The sequence below is a fragment of the uncultured Tateyamaria sp. genome (genome assembly GCF_947503415.1).
GTDB lineage: Bacteria > Pseudomonadota > Alphaproteobacteria > Rhodobacterales > Rhodobacteraceae > Tateyamaria.
Genome location: NZ_CANNDS010000003.1, coordinates 117,621 through 134,617, shown reverse-complemented (window position 1 = coordinate 134,617; position 16,997 = coordinate 117,621). Strand labels below are relative to the sequence as shown.

General features: G+C 60.5%; 4 protein-coding genes. 1 reads left to right on the top strand and 3 read right to left on the bottom strand.

The window, feature by feature from the left end:
* Positions 1–24: 24 nt before the first annotated feature.
* Complete coding sequence (locus Q1A32_RS17245; RefSeq protein WP_299655926.1) at positions 25–2,373, top strand: TRAP transporter fused permease subunit; 2,349 nt, start codon at positions 25–27, stop codon at positions 2,371–2,373.
* A gap of 5 nt (positions 2,374–2,378) precedes the next feature.
* Here Q1A32_RS17245 and Q1A32_RS17240 read toward each other — a convergent pair whose 3' ends face one another.
* Genes Q1A32_RS17240 through Q1A32_RS17230 form a run of 3 tightly spaced genes read right to left on the bottom strand, consistent with a single transcriptional unit; the run spans position 2,379 to position 16,819 of the window.
* Positions 2,379–5,465, bottom strand: coding sequence for a hypothetical protein (locus tag Q1A32_RS17240; RefSeq protein ID WP_299655923.1), 3,087 nt, complete (start codon positions 5,463–5,465; stop codon positions 2,379–2,381).
* 5 nt (positions 5,466–5,470) lie between these two features.
* Positions 5,471–9,439 carry a hypothetical protein gene (locus tag Q1A32_RS17235; protein WP_299655920.1) on the bottom strand — a complete coding sequence of 1,323 codons (3,969 nt, stop codon included), beginning with the start codon at positions 9,437–9,439 and terminating at the stop codon, positions 5,471–5,473.
* A gap of 9 nt (positions 9,440–9,448) precedes the next feature.
* Positions 9,449–16,819 (bottom strand): hypothetical protein, encoded by a 7,371-nt coding sequence (locus Q1A32_RS17230; RefSeq protein ID WP_299655917.1) that lies wholly within the window; start codon positions 16,817–16,819, stop codon positions 9,449–9,451.
* Between the last annotated feature and the right edge of the window lie 178 nt (positions 16,820–16,997).

Genomic DNA, 16,997 nt, shown 5'->3' with positions numbered 1-16,997 from the left:
GACACCTGACCGTCAGGACAGCTTATGACAGACGCTTCAGTGGACGCGGATGAGGCACATCGCGGCTTTGCACTGCGCCTGCTTTATGTCCTGTCGATTGCGATGGTGCTGATCGGGCTGATCAACTCTACCCCTGGGATACCCGGGTATGATCAGCTTGCCTCTGCCATCACCGGTCAGAGCGGCGCGAAGTTCCGCAAGTTCGCCTTTGAATGGTTTTACCCGCTGTTCTTTGCGTTGATGATGCTGATTGTGGTGCTGAAGCATTCCATGTGGCGGGACTGGCGGAACAGGTCGCCCATCAGGCGGAAATTTGGTCTGTGCCTTGATATCGCGATGGTCGCGATGGCGTTCACCATAGCGCTCACTTACCTGATCGAGATCGAGTCAATTTGCCTGATTGATCGGGTGACGGGTGACCGGGCGCGCTTGATACAAGAAAGCCTCGCCGCGGCAGCGGCATTCAATGAAAGCATAGGCCTGTCAGCGCCCACAACCGTGGAAGACCCGCAATGCCTGAATACGACCGGCGGCTGGCTTGTCTTGATCGTCGGCCTCGCGATCGTGGTGTTCCTGTCCTACAACATCAAGGTCTGGGGACTGCCCCTTGTCCTCGTCGCGATCCTCATTTCGGCCTACACAATCCTCACCGTGCTGGTCTGGTACATGTACGGGGCCGAGGACATCAACAAGTACTTCGTAACCAAGCTGGCAGGAGAGCCACGCATGTTGGCTGATGGCCGACCTCGCGTACATGATGTGTTGGTGAACAACTCTTCGGGCCTTTTGGGTCGGTTCATGGATATCGTGCTGAATACGATCTTTCCGTATCTGGTTCTGGGGTCGCTGTTCGGCAGTTCGGCGGGGGGGCGGTCCCTTATCAAACTGGCATTCCGCTGGACACGTCACCTGCGCGGCGGTCCCGCACATGCCGCCATTGTGTCATCTGCCATGTTCGGCACCATTTCCGGCGGCCCCATCGTCAACGTGCTCTCCACTGGCGTTTTGACCATTCCGATGATGCTCAAACGCGGATTTTCCAAGGTATTCGCCGGAGGGGTTGAGGCGGCGGCCTCGTCCGGTGGGTCTATCATGCCTCCGGTGATGGGTGTTGCCGCCTTTGTCCTCGCTTCATTGACCGCCATCCCCTACTCAAGCGTGATCATCGCCGCGATCATACCGGCCATCGCGTATTTCTTCTGCCTGTTCCTGTCGGCCATCTTCCAATCCCGAAAGCAGAACATCTCTGCCATCGGGAAACTGACCGACGACATGATCCTGAACCGGCAGGATGTCCTGAACCTGATGATGATCTTCGGACCTATCTTTTTGATCCTCGGATTGTTGCTGACACCAAAGGATGCGGTAGGTTGTGGCCTGCTTGGTGGCTTGCTGGGTGCGGAGCGTATTCTGTCGGACACCGGGTGTCAGGTGGAAAGTCTGAGCTGGATTCAACGCGCCATTCAGAACGCTGCGGGATCTGCAGGGGCTGCAGGGTGGTGGGCGGTCATGCTGCTTCTTGTGCTTTTGTTTCTGGACCCGGAAATGCGCGCACGCCCGCGTCGGATTGTCGATGCCTTGGCTAACGCGGGTCAACTGATCTCAACCCTTTACCTGATGTTCCTTGCCGTATCGATCATCGACTTTTGCCTGTCCTTTACCGGGCTGCCCGTCTTCCTGTCTCTCGATGTGCTGGCTTGGCTTAACAGTCTCGATTTGGGCGGTGGAGGCTCTCATTTCTTCCAATTTCTGGCATTGTTCATGACGATGCTGTTGGCTGTGCTTTTGGGCATGGGGATGCCTGCCGTGCCTGCCTATATCAACGCAGCTCTTCTTATGGGCCCCGTTCTGGCGGGGTTAGGTCTATCGTTGTTTACGGCACATATGTTCATCTTCTACTTCGCGGTGGCCAGTGCAATCACACCGCCTGTCGCGTTGGCCGCGTTTGCGGCTGCGACCATCACCAGAGCTGAACCGATGGCAACCGGCTTTTCCGCGGTGAGGTCCGGCATCGTGATGTTTGTGGTCCCGTTTGTTTTTGCCTTTTATCCGGAGCTTTTGCTGATCGACGACGCCATCCGCGATCCGCAATCTGCTGGGGGCGCAGCGTACCTTTCAGGATATGACGGACAGCTTCACCTTGGCGCGCTGGTTCTGTTGCTCTGCCGTTTGGTTGTGGCGCTTTACCTGTTGTCGTCCGCATTGGCCGGATTTGACAGGCATCGCCTGCCTGTATGGGAGATATTGTGCCGATTGGGGCTTGCAGCCCTGCTTATGATGAAGCTGGAAATGATTTGGATCAGCGCGGCGGTCGCGACGCTGATGCTCATTGTCTTGCACAATCGGCGGGCGTTCAATGCCGAGGCGACCTAAAACGGTCAGCTGAGCAAAGCCGCCAGGAACAGGGTCAGATTTGCCCCATCACTTCCATCGGGGTCCGCCACATCTGCGGTTTGGGGAATGACAGTGGCATCGCTGGGCCCCTCCCAATTTGGCTCAACACGGCCAAGACCGCCCTGTTCGACGACGTCATGGACCAATGAGAACGCAGCAGACGGCCGTTGCAACCGGATGAAGTCTGACGTTGGCAATCCCATGGGATCGCGCTGCGCAATACCCATCCTTGCAGCCAAAGACAGAACCCGCTGGTTGCGCACCTTTGCGCTGTAGCCCTGAGCGATGGAGTGATCAACCGATGCCACCGCTGCGCTACCGTCAAAACTGACCCCGCGACGCCGCAGATGAGTGGCCCCTGTCAGGGAATAAACGTCGTCCACAATCACTGTCGTTCCGGGCAGTTTGGCCGCACGCCCCGGGAAGCCCCCGGGGTGAAAGGCCACCACACGCTCCATGGCACCGGACGTCAGCGCTGTCAGCGCCTCATTCCGCAATTGGATCGCGGCACGCACAAACGGGGGTGGTACAAAGTCGGTCTCGCGAGGGGTGCAGATAATGACCTTCAGCCGTGGTTGTACCGCCAATCGATCTGCAAGTATTTGCATCAGATCTATGCTGATGGCTCCCGCGCCTGCCCCGGCGTGGAGCGTGCGCGCAAGCCCGGCGGTTTCGATGTACACAAGCTCTTCCGCTTGATGAAAGGCGCGCGCCAATGACCAGAGCGCATCACGTGCGCCGTTGACCGACAATTCGTACTCTCGTCGCAATTCGTTCAGCAAGCGATTGCCGTTTGTGACGTCGATCATCGGTGCCGGAATGCCAATGGCGCTCGCCACATCATTGATCACTGTTTGCACGTCGATCGGCGCCGCAGAATCCAAAGGATTGCCCGGCGGCAAAAGCGACAGTTCCGGCGTTTCGGCCACGGCAGCGATGGATTGCAGCAATACACCTGACGAGGTTGCATCGGCTGGCGGCGCCCCTGCCCGTTCCGGCGGGTTCATGTTGTCGCCACCCGACATCGCAAGCCACCCCGGCGCCTGAGCGGGGGGTGGACCGCCAGGCAGTGGAATGAATGGCTGGACACGCCGAACGGCATGACGGGCGAGGTCGTAAGCCAGCGCCCCCTCAACGCGCACGCCTGCGCTGTGCGTATCAGGCCCCGGCGGGTTGCCGGGATTGCCTTGCGCGTGATTGGCCGACATCGCATCACGGCTCCAGGACGTGCCGCTCAGGACACCGTCCCAGTCAAGCCCTTCGCTGATCGCGGCAGACCCGATACCGCTGACCACGATGGCCTCCAGACGTCCCATGGTGGGCAAGCGCGGCCCGGTGCGCGGCACCGTTTCGGACGCCAGCGCGCGCGCTGCGTCAGCTGGCGTGCCCGCTCCGCCATCGGCAGGGCCATCATCGGTGCCAAAAAGCGGCACGGGAGCGACCGATTTCACCGTGTCCGGTACAGCGGCCATGCGGTCGAGCACTGGCGCAAAAGCGTCCGGAGGAACAGCGGCAGGACCCGCTGCAATGGGAAGGGTTCGTGCGGCAAACAAACGGCGATTTTGCGCACGTGGGGTCACGACCATATCGAAGACAAGCGTTGCCGGGTCTGGTTTCGGGTCGCCCGGTTCCAGCCCCATCGGATTGTGCACCAGGATCAGGGTCGGTTGACCCGCCACGGCGATAGACGCGCCGCCGTCCCCCCGTTTGAAAGACGGCGTTTCGCCGATTGCAGGGATGGAGATGAACCGTTGGTTGTAGATGCGCACTGAACATCCATCAGGCACCGCGTTGGCGGCAAGAGTGACAACCACATCCTCATCTGCAGTCCAAGACGCGGTCGCCCCGACCAATGGGGCCGGGTTGGCTCCGAAGACACCGGCGCCCGCCGGGGCCGGAAATGCGGGCCACCGTGCAGGTGCCCCCGGTGCAAGCGGCGCCGCCACGCCATCCGCAATGATCGGGGCCGCCGCAAACATCAAGGGGTTGCCTGTTGCGCCGTCCATCCGGGCCAGAACGGCGTTCGACAGCGCCATCAAATCCGGGCCGTCAACGGCGTAATCCACAATCACCTCGGTCCGCACCTGCGGTTTGAGGTCATCCGGCATGTCACCGTCCTCGGCAGGTACACCGACCACCGGACTTGTTGTACGGTTGCCACGCAAATGCCAATTAAGGTCAACGGCAAAGGCGCGCAGGAATTGGCGGGGCAACGTCACGCCTCCCGGCAATCCGGGTTGCGCCAATGGCCCGCTTGCCATCGTGCCACCCGTGGCCCAACCAAGGCGGATCCGGGTGTCTGCGCCCGTGCCGGTCGCGGCCAGCACCTCGCCTGTGCCAAGCGTCACCAAGCCCGACCCGTCAGGCGTTCCGGTCTGCGTATCTGCCCCGTCCTGCTTTTCGATACCGACATCGCCAAGTGGCGCCACGAAGGGGTTGCCATGCAAATCGACAACCTGCGCCACAACTCCGGTAGCCAGACCCGCAATACTGCCCACGCCCCCTGCCCCTCCGGTGCCTGCGCCGCCCGAAAAATCCAGAGCGGGGAATGCGGTGATCAAGTCATCAAACAACGCTGCGACCGCCACGGGATCGATAATCAGACCACGGCTGTCATGAAAGCTCATCGGCTCGTTCCGGCCCAGGCTTTCGCCGGGTTCATAGGTCTGCGGCGAGCGATCAGGTGCAGGCACTGCGCCAGTGAACACCAGCGTTTCCGGAACGGGCCGATGATGGGGTGCAGGTGCCACGGCGTAACGCGCCATAAGGCTCGACAGCCGTGTGACAGCCTGCGGGTGAAGGCGAAAGGCAGCAACGGGACCAGTTATCCCAGCGCCGGTGACACCGCGAAACTCATGGCCCTGATCCAGATATTCCAATGTTCCGCGAAAAGGTGCCAGCGCGTTGCCGGACGGTGTCAGTCGCAACGTGGAGCTGTCAAAGCTGGGATCGGCGGCACCCCAAGCGTTGGACAAGTGCGGCATGGTCAACCCAAGCGCATCGAGGCCATTGTCTTGCAGCGCCTGTGCGGCGGCTTGAGGGGTCAGGGTGAAGACATTCAGTTGTGTCATGGCGATCAATCCCGATCCGAACTAGAGACGCGTCGCCCATCCGGCATGATGATCTCGAACGTGATGCTGCGAATGTCCTGACGGGCCAATACGGTGATGCCGGTGCGCGCACCGATCTTTTGCCGGGTGGCGACATAAAGCGGAGCCTGCGCGCCGGATGCTGTCGGCCGTCCACCGATAGGCACTTCATCCAACGGTGCGTCGTACACAAGGTTGCGCCCGTCCGTTTTGAATTGTGACGACGGGCGATTGGTTCCCAGATCAATAATGGGACCGGGACGGGGTTCGAATGGTCGGGGGATACGGAAGCCAGGGGTCGGGGTTTCGTCCGGTATCGGACGAAAGCGATCGAAGGCGTCTGGCAATTCACGCAAATCACGGAACCTGTCCGTTCCCAAGATACCGCCACCGCCTGCAGGCCGGATGGAAATCCGAACCCGATATTCGAGAGGGCCATCAACAGGCGCGTCGGTGGTCACCGAATACACCGTGCCCCGACCCGTGATGCTGAACCGGTCGACATCACTCAGATCCGGCAGCGGAATGATGGAACCTTCGCCAAAACTGACGGTGCGTTCAGTTACCCGTCCCAGCGGATCCGTCATGCGCAACAAGATGCTGCCAGCAGGTCTTGTGTTTGGACGGCGGATAAAGAGGCGATAGTTGCGATCCAGGCCGTTAGGCGCGCGCCACAGAGCGGTCTGCGTCATCTCGGGCACTTCCGGGATCAAGTCCAAGGGCGTCGCACCTGGAAGCTTTTGACCGGGGTTTAGAGGATCATCGCCTGCCTCAGGCGCAATGGTGTAGTAATGCAGCGTCGGCTCCCCCTCCAGACGCACTTCGGCGGACAAGGTGTGCGGCCCCAAACTGGTCGGTGCGATGGGCGCATTCGACGCCGTGGACAACAGGATATCACCCAGATTGCCCCCACCGGGCCAGGTTAGAACGGGGGGCGACAGTTGCGGTGGGCCAGCGGGCGGTATCACCACAGGAACGGCGGGCGAAGGTCGCCCCCGGCCCTTGCGTACACCGCGTTGTGCGTCATCAAGCCCCCAGGCGATGGCCCGATACCACTGCGGCTTCCACGACCCGGTCGGCGCGTCGTCGCCTGCAACATCGGTAATCCACGTCTCGGTCCCGTTTGTGTCGGTGCCGACCATCCAATCTGCCGTGCTGCCGGTCAGTGAAACAAGCGGCGGCCCCATGCTGTCGATCTGTCTGGCCGCATCCGCGACACGGGTACGATACAGATCAATTCGGCCAGGGCGTGCGCCAGAGCTGGGACGGGTTTCCACACGTATGCGTGCCGCAAAGCCACCCGGTTCTTCGATGCGCTGCGCCTCGATGGTGGGGGGTGCAGGTGTCGCGGTGCGCGGGGCGACGAACGGGATCAACTGCATGCTTGCATCCGGTCCGTTTGGCCAAGGACCTTCGACACCGCCAGCGCTGATCGGAATAACTACAAAGAGATGAATGGCTTGCGATCCACGTGGCAGCGCAACATCCAGATTGGTTCCGGTCAGCAAGGTCTTGTTCACGCGATTGAAGTCGCGCCTGTCAGGCGATGCCTCAAATGCGGCTTTGAGGGTTGCAAGGCGCGTGCTGAGCGTCACGCCGGGCAAAGCCTCGGGCAAATCCCGGCTCGCCAGCATCCGGGTTTCCGTACTTTGGTAAAGGATATAGCCATCCGCACCCGCAACGGACTGCCATTCGACGATAGCGTGGCATTCACCTTTGGCATCCGGCAAGCTGGCAAGCCGCACTATTTCGATCACTTGCGTCGGACGAGATCGGGGATCCGACGCGTATGTCAATTTGCTGCGCGGACCGAAACTGCCTATGCGCCCCGGTGGTAAGGCTTCTCGCAGGCGCGCGCGCATCGCAAGACCCACATGCGGGGTGCCTGCATAATCCAGCGAAAACCCGGGGATGGTCACACGGTAGCGTCGCGCATGACCTTGGCTGGCAAATCCAGGCGTTCCAACTTCGGCCTCCCCCTGAACATCCAGACTGATGACGTTGGCAGCACCATTCAAGCCCGGCACACTTGGGTCGACCAGTGATGGCACGTCACCCGCAAATTCGATGAAGACGTTTTGTGATGGTCCACCAATGCTTTTCTGCAATCCGCCGGGTAATCCACCGGGTGCCGGCGTGTGGCGTGTGTCCGCCGAGAACAAACGCCCGGCAAAATCGATCCTGTTGACGGAACGGACGCGCCAATCAACGACGAATTCCACCACCAAGTCGGCGGGACACACCGTGCCACTGCCCGTATCGATCGGTCGCATCTCAGCCGAGATGATGTTGACCGTGTCCGGTTCTGGTTGCGTGCTTGAAAAGGGTTGCGTGCCCCACGGGCTCCAGATGCCAAAGATATTTTGGGTGGCCACGCCGTATTGCGCGCTTACCGATCCGGGTGAATTGGGGATGACAAATCCGGTGTCCGATGCGGATTGCCGTGGGTATTCAGGGTCTTGCAAGTTTTCATTGTTGCCGATCGGCATAAGGCCCTTGCCAGAGGGGCGTGGCTCCATCAACGGGGTTGCAGGACCTGCAACACCGCCCTCGGCCCGGCCGAAGGCAAAGCTGGACACCGCGTTGATGTTGTCGAGTGGCAACTGCTCCCAACTCGCGCGGCTGGTGGCCACCCAACTTCCATCGGGGGCGGCGGGTCGTTGATGGGAAAGGAAATGAACGCGCATGTCACCGGGAGGAAACGGGCGGGTGACACGGCGCGGGCGGGGAATGAGTGCTGCGTATTCGCGTGGTTCACTGTCGCCATCCAACCCCTTGTTCCACAAGCCAGTGACCATGAAATCATAGTCGGCCATATCTGATGAACCGAGAAAGCTCTGCTCCCCAAAGTGGATCGGATCCAGATCGACATAAGGATATCCGGTGCCAAACCCCATCAAGACGGATTGCATGGGATCTGTGGCAACCGCCATCTGCATCAGCTTGACCGACGACACGCGCGCTTCGCCATCTTCGGCTGGCATGCTGTCGCCATTCGCGTTTTCGGGTGGGCGGATGACGTGGTGATCCAGTACATTGACCTGCTGGTTGGGTGGTGCCTGCAGCGCCCTGTGCAGCATCTCGAGCAATGTCTTGTTGGCATCGTCAATCATGCCGTCGACGTCAGGCAACTCCCATGTCGGTGCCATGTCCCCCGTTGGGAAAGCCGGGTACCATCCGAACGGATTCAACCCGCGGGAAAAGCGTTGCTTGGCCGCTTCGCGTGCCGGCACTTCCTGACCCACCATGCCCTGATCTATGCCATGCTCCTGTCCGTCCAGGTCACTGAATTCGTTGGGATCAACTGGCAGACCCACCGTTTCCACCAGCTCCCAGCCTTGGATTTTTTCTGCCTGCGACAATGCCTCGCCAACGGCAGACACTTCCTGCCCATCTGCTCCCGCAATCATTACAGCTGTTATGAACGGGGCATAGAACCGGTATGTGCGCACGCCGTTGGCCGGGATGTTCAGGGTTTCAAATCCCAACATGTTTTCGAACCCGACCCCGTTCACCAGCGGTACGATGGTCACGCCAAGCGCGGGCCCAAGGCTTCTGATGCGCACGGTAATCGACATCACCGGTTCACTGAATCGATGCACCGTGCCAAGCGGGGGCAGCGAGACCCTGTGCGACAGGACCGGTTCGGGATTCTGCAAAAGCGGAAAGGCGACACGGCGCCAAACCTTGAAAGGTTCGGACGGCAGTCCGATGCGCGGGTTGACCTGCCAGCGCAGAAAGACTGCCAGCGTCCGATTGCCAAAATCCTTCAGGTCCAGACCTTGGGGTGCGCCGCGCGTCGTGCGCAGGGTTTCATGAGTTGCGGCCACATCTGCCGAAGGTCCGAACGGGCTGGTGACCACCCCGCTTTCGTCTGCGAACGGGCGAAACAGCGCGTCGCCAGTGATCATCGCACCTTGGCCACGGAACCGGTAAGGGTTGAAAATACGGTTCATCGGTCCCTCCTAGTCCTCTTCCCACGGTGCGCGGGTCAGATCGGTTGCAATGATTTCAAACTCGACATCGCCGCCAAGGCCTTCATCAAGGTACGGCTCCGAAAATGCCTTGCGGACCATGTTGATGCGCAGGCTTTGCCCTCGTGATCCGGGCTTGAGTGTGATCAGCGCGCGCTGCGCACCTGGCGAAAACAGTATCGTGTCCACGACATTGTCGGAGGCAGCACTTTCCGCGATCGACAGCCACGGTGTCGGCTCAAGCCGCCAGCGGGTTGTGGCAATCCCATCGGGATCTTCCTCAGTGACTTCCTGCGGCAATGGCCGTGTCCGATGCATTGGTTCACTTGCATCCAGCAAAATGGCCGCCGGTTGTGGATCGGCACCCGGATTGGCCTGTTCCCAGAAGACGATCACACGGGCCGCGCCCGGTACATCCATTGGCTCAAGGCCCGCGCCCACCAGTTCCTCGTCCAGTTCGGGGCCCATGGTGGTCAGCAATGTCTGACCCGGCACGATACTGTCGAGTTCCCGGCCAGCAAACCGTGGGTCATTGCCAATCGCTTGCAGCGCTCCGGCTTCTACAAAACGATCCTCGGTCAATGTGGCTTGCACGTCTCTTGCAAAGTCCTCGGTCAGTCCGAATTGGCCGGTCGAGAAGTTCAGACGGTAGACCCGATCACCCACCGTTTCAGCGGGTGCGCCGATGTCCACAGATTCGATGTCCATCACGTAGTCAGTGTACGGATCAAGCGGGATCGGCAGTTTGACCATGGAATGGCGCACCCGGTCGCCAGCAACATCCACGCATGGACCGGTTTCCTTGATGACGTCCTGAAGCACCGCTTCGAATGGCGATAACACATGCGCTTGCACGTTCTCGAGCGTGCCCGCATCGATTGGAACGGGATGCGGAAGGCCCGGTTCCTCAACCTGCTTGAACGAGGCCGCCTTGAGCCGCACGCGCAACTCTTTGCCGTAGGCCGCAAAGAGTTGGTCGACGGCATTTGTCGCGAACACGATGCGCGGGTTGTCGAGGCCAAACACATGCGCTTCGCCCTCTGCCGGCAAGGTGCACAGGATCCATGGATCCAGCCGCGTCGGCGCGTCTGCATCGGTGCGGAACCAGTACTCGGCAGTTTGAGCGGCCGCATCGCTTTCGACACCTTCGTCATCGCGGATGCGCACGTCGCTGCGGCATGTCACGCGATAAACCGAGTCTGGGAACAGCAGGGCGACATCGGCGCTCATCGGGCCGAGGAACTCCTGAACCACATCGCGGTCCTTCTGAATTTCGGCGGTGTCGTAATCCTCGCGCTCGACCTCGCCCAACCGGGTGAGTTCGATGGCACCGACATAGAATGGCCGCCCCTGCTGCTCGAACCGGCTGGCCTGCTTTTCGTCGAGATACAGAACGCCAATGCGGAAACGCGTCGCCTCCTTGGGTGGCTCAAGTTTCACACAGACAGGTTGGCGGGGCGACAGGCGTGACTGACCATACAGAACCGTATGATACAGGTCTTCGAACCATGGTCCGTTCAAATCAGCCCAGCGCGGCGGCATGCTGGTCATTGACAGCAGATCCGATACGCGCACCGGGCGCACGTCCAGTACGTTTCCGTCGTCATCAAGGAAATGAATCATCAACCCGCGGCCTGTCCCCTGCTCATCGTTCAGCAAGCCGCGGTTGACCCACATCAGCAGGTGACCGTCGACAATACCGCCGCTGTCAACTTCGATGACATCCGACAAGGGTCCGTGCTTGACCCCAAGCTCGGCCAGCCGATCCGCCACTTCGTCGGCGCGGCTCAAGTCACCAAAGACAACCGGTTCGCCAGTGTCCCAAAGCGGTGAGGCCAGTACGCGGCCTGGGCATTGCGGCTGATCACCCGGAGGCCCGCCGGGGACATGGGTCGTCGCCGCCGCGTGCGCGGTGCCATTTGCAACACCAAGCAACATGCTGCGGTCCAAGGCCAATCCCTGTTTCAGCCGCCGCGCGGCTTCGCCAAGGTCAAGTCGTTCTGCCGTCAGGTTGTCTACGTTGCGCGAAGATCCAAACGATCCAACAACTGCCCGGTCCACCAGCGCTCGTTCTGCCAAGCGGCTTGTCCGGTTCGTGAACGCCCGCGTTGTGACGTCTCTGTCGGTCGCGGCGGTCAGACCATCGTTCAATGTGCCTGTCCCCAACGAAAGGTTGGGCGCTACCCCGCGAAGCGTCCGTCCGATATCGAGGTTAAGCTCCAGTTCTTCCCGCCCTATCTCCAGATCGTTTCCGGTGTCCGTGTTGACCGTTCCGAAAACTGGGCGGCCAGTGATATCGCGCCCGACGAAACCGTCCCCGACTTGGGGTATGTCATCGCTTGGATCAGGCGCACAGTTGACCAAGCCACCTTCGACCACTGCCGGGATAATGCCGCGCAACTGGTCCAATTCGGCGTCCTTTGTCCGCCACGTCTCGTGCACATGCAGGGCCGTGTCTGCGTCGGCCGAACGCGTTGTGTCCTCGGGGTCTGGCCATGCGATACCTGTCAAATCCCAACCCGTCGGTGACGGACCAAGGCGTTCATCTGCGAAGGTCCACAAAACCGCGGCGGCTGGAGCAGCAGGGTTGCAGACGTTACCCCAACGCTCTCGTATTGTTTCTTCGAGGATTTCCGACCGTTCCAACGCCTTGGGTGCAGGGTTCGGCGTCCAGTTGAGCAGGGACAGATGCGTGGTCAGGTTCTCACCGTCAGGCGGCTCAAGTGTCCACCACGTGGACGGCGTGTTACCGGGATGGACAACGTCACTTTCGCCCACGCGCTCCAAAGACACCTCAGTCATCGTGTAGCGATACGCAAAATCACCGCGGGCAATGAAACCACCAGACGGCGCACCGGTGCTGCCCCCGGGTGATTGGCCAAGCGGCGTGATGCCACCGTCGAGGGCGGGCATTGCAAGGCTCAGAACCGGGATCGCATCAATCGGGACAACTGGCATCTCGCTGTCGGCAGGTTGGCTGCTGCCGCGCGGCATGTCGCCAATCTTGCTGTCGATCCCGCGGTCGACGCCCGTGCCTTCGGCAAGCGCGGGTGTGCGGCTGACCAGAACAGCACCCGCGTACAGTTCGGGTGGCGGCGGCAGAATTTTGGAATCCTCACCGATGTGGAAATCCACACAGCCCTTGATCTTGAAGAAAAAGAGGTTCAGCTCGCCACAAACCTCTCCGTCGATCCGACTGACTTGCGTGCCGTCAGCCCGTTCCCCCACCTGCGCCGACAACGCCGCTGACGCCGACAGGCTGATGATGAACAGCTTCAGCTCCCCGCGTAGATACAGCAGACCGCCAACATAGAACGGCTGGAAGCCGATAATGGCGTTAAACCCGGCGGTCACCTTCAAGTACAGGTTGATCGAGGTGTTGCCCCAGATGATCGACACTTCGAGACCGGCGGCGATGCCGAAGCCATTGACCTGACTGAGTGCGGGCAGATTGTTCCCGGGGGGCTGGTAACTCGGAATGCCATGGCCGGAGAACATGACGTATCCCGATCCGTCGAATGCCCCTAGAATAGATGCACGAATTGGGCCAGGCAGCGGGTTCCCCTGCAGGTCACTGCCAGCAAAGCTGCCAAGATAAACGTGCCAGAACTTGCCATCTTTGAGGTTGAAGAACGCCTCGATCGGAATCTTGATTTCGACCAGCGGATCGATTGTGAAATCGATGGAAATGCCGATTGTCAGCGTGCCCCGACCAAAGTCGAGGTCGATGACACACAGGAACGTGCCTTCGGCATTCTTGTCCTTTAGGGCGGGAAGCACTGCCAACAGGTTTGCCTTGACCACCAACAAGACCCGAGGGCCCGGCAGTTCCAGCAGGAACATGCCCTTGACGTTGAAGATGATCGGGCTGCCCATCGTGCCCAGCGTAATGCCGACGCCAAAGGCCCAGCTGTCCACATTGGTCTTCCACGCCTGCAGGTTCGTGGGGTCGCCATTGGCGCGGTTTTTGAGCCATTCAAGCGCAGGCGTAAGCGACGTGATCCCATCCTCGTCCCGCGCGTAATGCATCGCGAACAGACCAACAAAGCCATATATGCCAAAACCGGACTGGGCAAGCGGGATGGCCACAGGCAGTTCGACTTCCAAGGCGACGGCAACACCGGTGGCGGGTCCGCCCGCGCTTTCCGGGATTTGCGCAATCGCGATCTGAGCCGCGATCCGCATCTTCACCGGGATCAAGCGCACATCGATGCCGCCTTTGATCTCGGTTCCGTCAGCGCCGTCGTTGAACTCCATGTACCCTGAACCTTCGAGCACTCCGGGCACTTTCAGGCCAGCGCCAAAGGCTGTCAGCTCAGGCGGACCAAGCGGATCCACCGGCATGCGGACGCGGGCGCGTTCCACGGACACCACGCCCAAGTCGATGGCAAAGCCCAGATCAATCTCGAAGCTCAATGGGTTCGTGCGCGCGATGCGAGCGCCCAAAACTTGCAATATCTGGCCCAACGGATCGGCAACCCGGATGGCGCCGGGGCCCGACACATCAATCGAATACCCTTTGGAACTGTCAAAGACGGGACGGAATTCGAACCGCCCCCCGCTGCCCGGAGGTTCACCGAAGCTGAGACCGATGGCCTTGTATCGCACGGCCAATGGCGTATCGCGCGGGATTTCCAGAAGCGGGTCCCCTCCGCCAAACGACAAGTTCATGGACACGGCAGTTTCCACGTCAAAGAGGAAGCTCACCTGCCAATTGTCACCCTGCCTGCGGAATGCACCTTCACCACCGAACAGGATAACCCGCTCAACATTGAAGAAACCGGCGGTGGCCAAGCCCGTTGCGACGCCGATCACCGCCGCCGAGGCAACGATGGGTGCGACACCTCCGTCTGCGGGGTTCGCCGGGGCGATTTCCGACAACAGCGGTGTGAACACCGTTGTCATACCCAACAGGTCGCGCCCAAAATTCTTGGGCTGCAGCGCCTGACCTGGCAATTGACCCGTCATGACCAACCCGTCTTTGTCCGCCGGGTCTGCCCCGATGTACAATTTCACCTCGTCCGTCTGGCTGGCCGGGTCAGTTTGATAAAGGAACAGGAAATCGGTGATGCCATCGGCGGGGTTGTTGCCGACGCCCCGGATGTCGTCTGGTGTTTCTCCGGCCCCGCCGCGTTGCAACGCGCCTTCGACACCCGTCTGGAAATCAATCTGGCCGGACAGCTCAAGAGCTACAAACTGATTACGGATGATCCGCACCTTAAGGCGAGCAGACCGGAACCAATCCGGAGTGGCCGGATCACTGGGAGGTGTGTCCGTGACCTCAGGCGGCGGTGGCGGGTCTGGAACATCCGGGCGACGGACATCTCCGATGATCTCCTCGCCGGGGAAATTTACGGTGAACCCGCCTATTTCGGCGCTCCAATACTGTGACCTGTTCGGCTCTCCCTGGGTTCTCCAGGTGTTGTCACGCCAGCTGACGGTAAAGGTGGGCCCGGATGGTGAGTCCGCTCCGGTAAAGCCAGGCGGAAAACGGTCATCGATCAGCGCCCGCACACCTGCGGCGCGTCGCTGGCTCAGCAACCAGTTGTATTGCGCCTTGCCTTCGTTGCCATCGTAACTGGCAGTGCCGGTGATGGTGACATCCTTGGGGTTGATCCGCGAAAGGACGCCGGCATGGGCGATATCAAAGGGCTGTGCCCCCGGTCTCCAATTCGACGTCTCGCTGGCGATCAGGGCCTGATCATCCCGAATATTGCCGGTCGCCCGCGAGTAGTTGAGCGGATCGTTTTTGGGCGGGGTGTCGAAACGGAAATAGGCCGTCAGGGATGAGATCGAATCCGACGGCGTTCGCGCTTCGATGCTGCGGCTCTGCCCCCCAGCGACATTGATATCGACGCTGGTCCCCAAGCTTGGCGGCCCACCATCGACAATCCACTCGGTTCCGGGCGGAACTGTCACACCTGCCAAGCTGACGCGGACAGTGCCCGCCTGACGGTTATCGTTCAGCAGCACCAGCGGCGGCGCAGGCAGTGACTGCATTTCGCGCGAAATGGACGTGGTTGTCAGAATGGCTGCAAGCGGCTCGCCCGGTGGCGGCGCAATGGCAGGCGGTGCGCGCCGCGCGGCGGTGATGACAAGCTCCGCCTGCTTGGGCGGCGCACTGGTGTCGCTGGCAGTGATCGTGATTGTGCGTGTACCCGTCGCGGGCGTCGTCACGTCGTGCACAACACCGGCTTGCACACCGCTGCCCTGATCAACCGTCACGGTGTAGGGCGCCCGACCCCCGCGTATATCAACGGCAAGCCGGGTGGTTTCCGGCAATGCAGCAGTTGCCGTGCCTGGCCCCGTTCGCGTGATCCCTATGCCTTGCCGGTCACTGGTGAAAAAATTCGCGCCCACGGCAAGATCGCCGCTGCCCTGATTGATGACGGCCACATCGAAGTCGCCTGTCACACCATTGGAGCCGCCGATGCCGATCAGCAGGTTCTCCACGCCGGCGTTGACGGCAAAATCCTCGGCCCCATTCGGGGAAAAGAAGATACGAATCTCGGGCAGGTAAAGACCTGTCCACGCCTCGTCGAAGCCAAATTGCGATAGCACTTCGGGCGGCGTGTAACCGTCAGACAGATCAAGATACGCAGACCGGAAACCAAACCCGACCACCCGACCGGGCCCGATAAACGCGTGGTTCGGCTCCATCGTCACCAGTTCGGCGGCTGCCAGTGCGCCGGGATCGTCCAGACCCGTTGCGCCAAGCGACAAAAGGCACACCTGAACCTGCGCATTTGCGTCGGATCCCTGCGTCAGGCGGAGCTTGATCTTTGGCAGGTGAAACACAACGTCCGAGCGTTGCGAATGCGGGATCAGCAAGCCGTCGGATCGCATCTCTGCAGCTTGCAAAAAAGGCGGGCGCAATTCGATCCCGGCAAGGATCAAATCCAACGTAAAGCCTGTGTTCGGGTAATCCGACGGTGGCGGATCGATGGGCGGTGTGTCCAGCGCATCCAACACGTCACGCAGGGGTTGGAATGCCGCATTCCCACCAGAAACCGTGGCAACACCATTGGCGATGATTGTGCCTGCCACCCGCGGCACCGTCATCGAAAATTCCACACGCGTGTCGGTGATGTCCAACCACGGTTCGGATCTGTCCGGCTGATTGCGGGGATGGCCTTCGGTGTTGGCAGCGCCGGCCGTCAGCGTCCCTGTCGAGGGATCAAACGTGGGCAGATCAACGTCGCCTGAAAACCGCGCAACACCGCGAATGACCATACCACCGGGCCCAGTCGCGGTTTCGTAGCTTTCGACGTAGATTACGGAAAGAACAGCGTGCCAAGCAGTCGCTTCGCCCCGAAGAATATAGGGCCTGAATAGATCTACCAAAGCCAGATCGAACGGCATGAGCCAATGACCTTTTGAAAGTACTTGGAGCGAAAAAACGAACGGAAAAACAGCGTAACTCTGTGAAAATTCAACCATCGATGGTTTTTTGAGTCAAACCATGTGCGCGTAAAACCGCTTGCGGGCGATCTGCTTTGTCCGCGTATGTCGGCCCTAGTTTCGCCGCGCGAAGAGCGGT

Excerpts from the sequence above, each read along its gene's own strand:
- Q1A32_RS17240 (WP_299655923.1), bottom strand. The coding sequence starts at position 5,465 with ATGACACAACTGAATGTCTTCACCCTGACCCCTCAAGCCGCCGCACAG.
- Q1A32_RS17230 (WP_299655917.1), bottom strand. The coding sequence starts at position 16,819 with ATGCCGTTCGATCTGGCTTTGGTAGATCTATTCAGGCCCTATATTCTT.
- Q1A32_RS17245 (WP_299655926.1), top strand. The coding sequence starts at position 25 with ATGACAGACGCTTCAGTGGACGCGGATGAGGCACATCGCGGCTTTGCA.
- Q1A32_RS17235 (WP_299655920.1), bottom strand. The coding sequence starts at position 9,439 with ATGAACCGTATTTTCAACCCTTACCGGTTCCGTGGCCAAGGTGCGATG.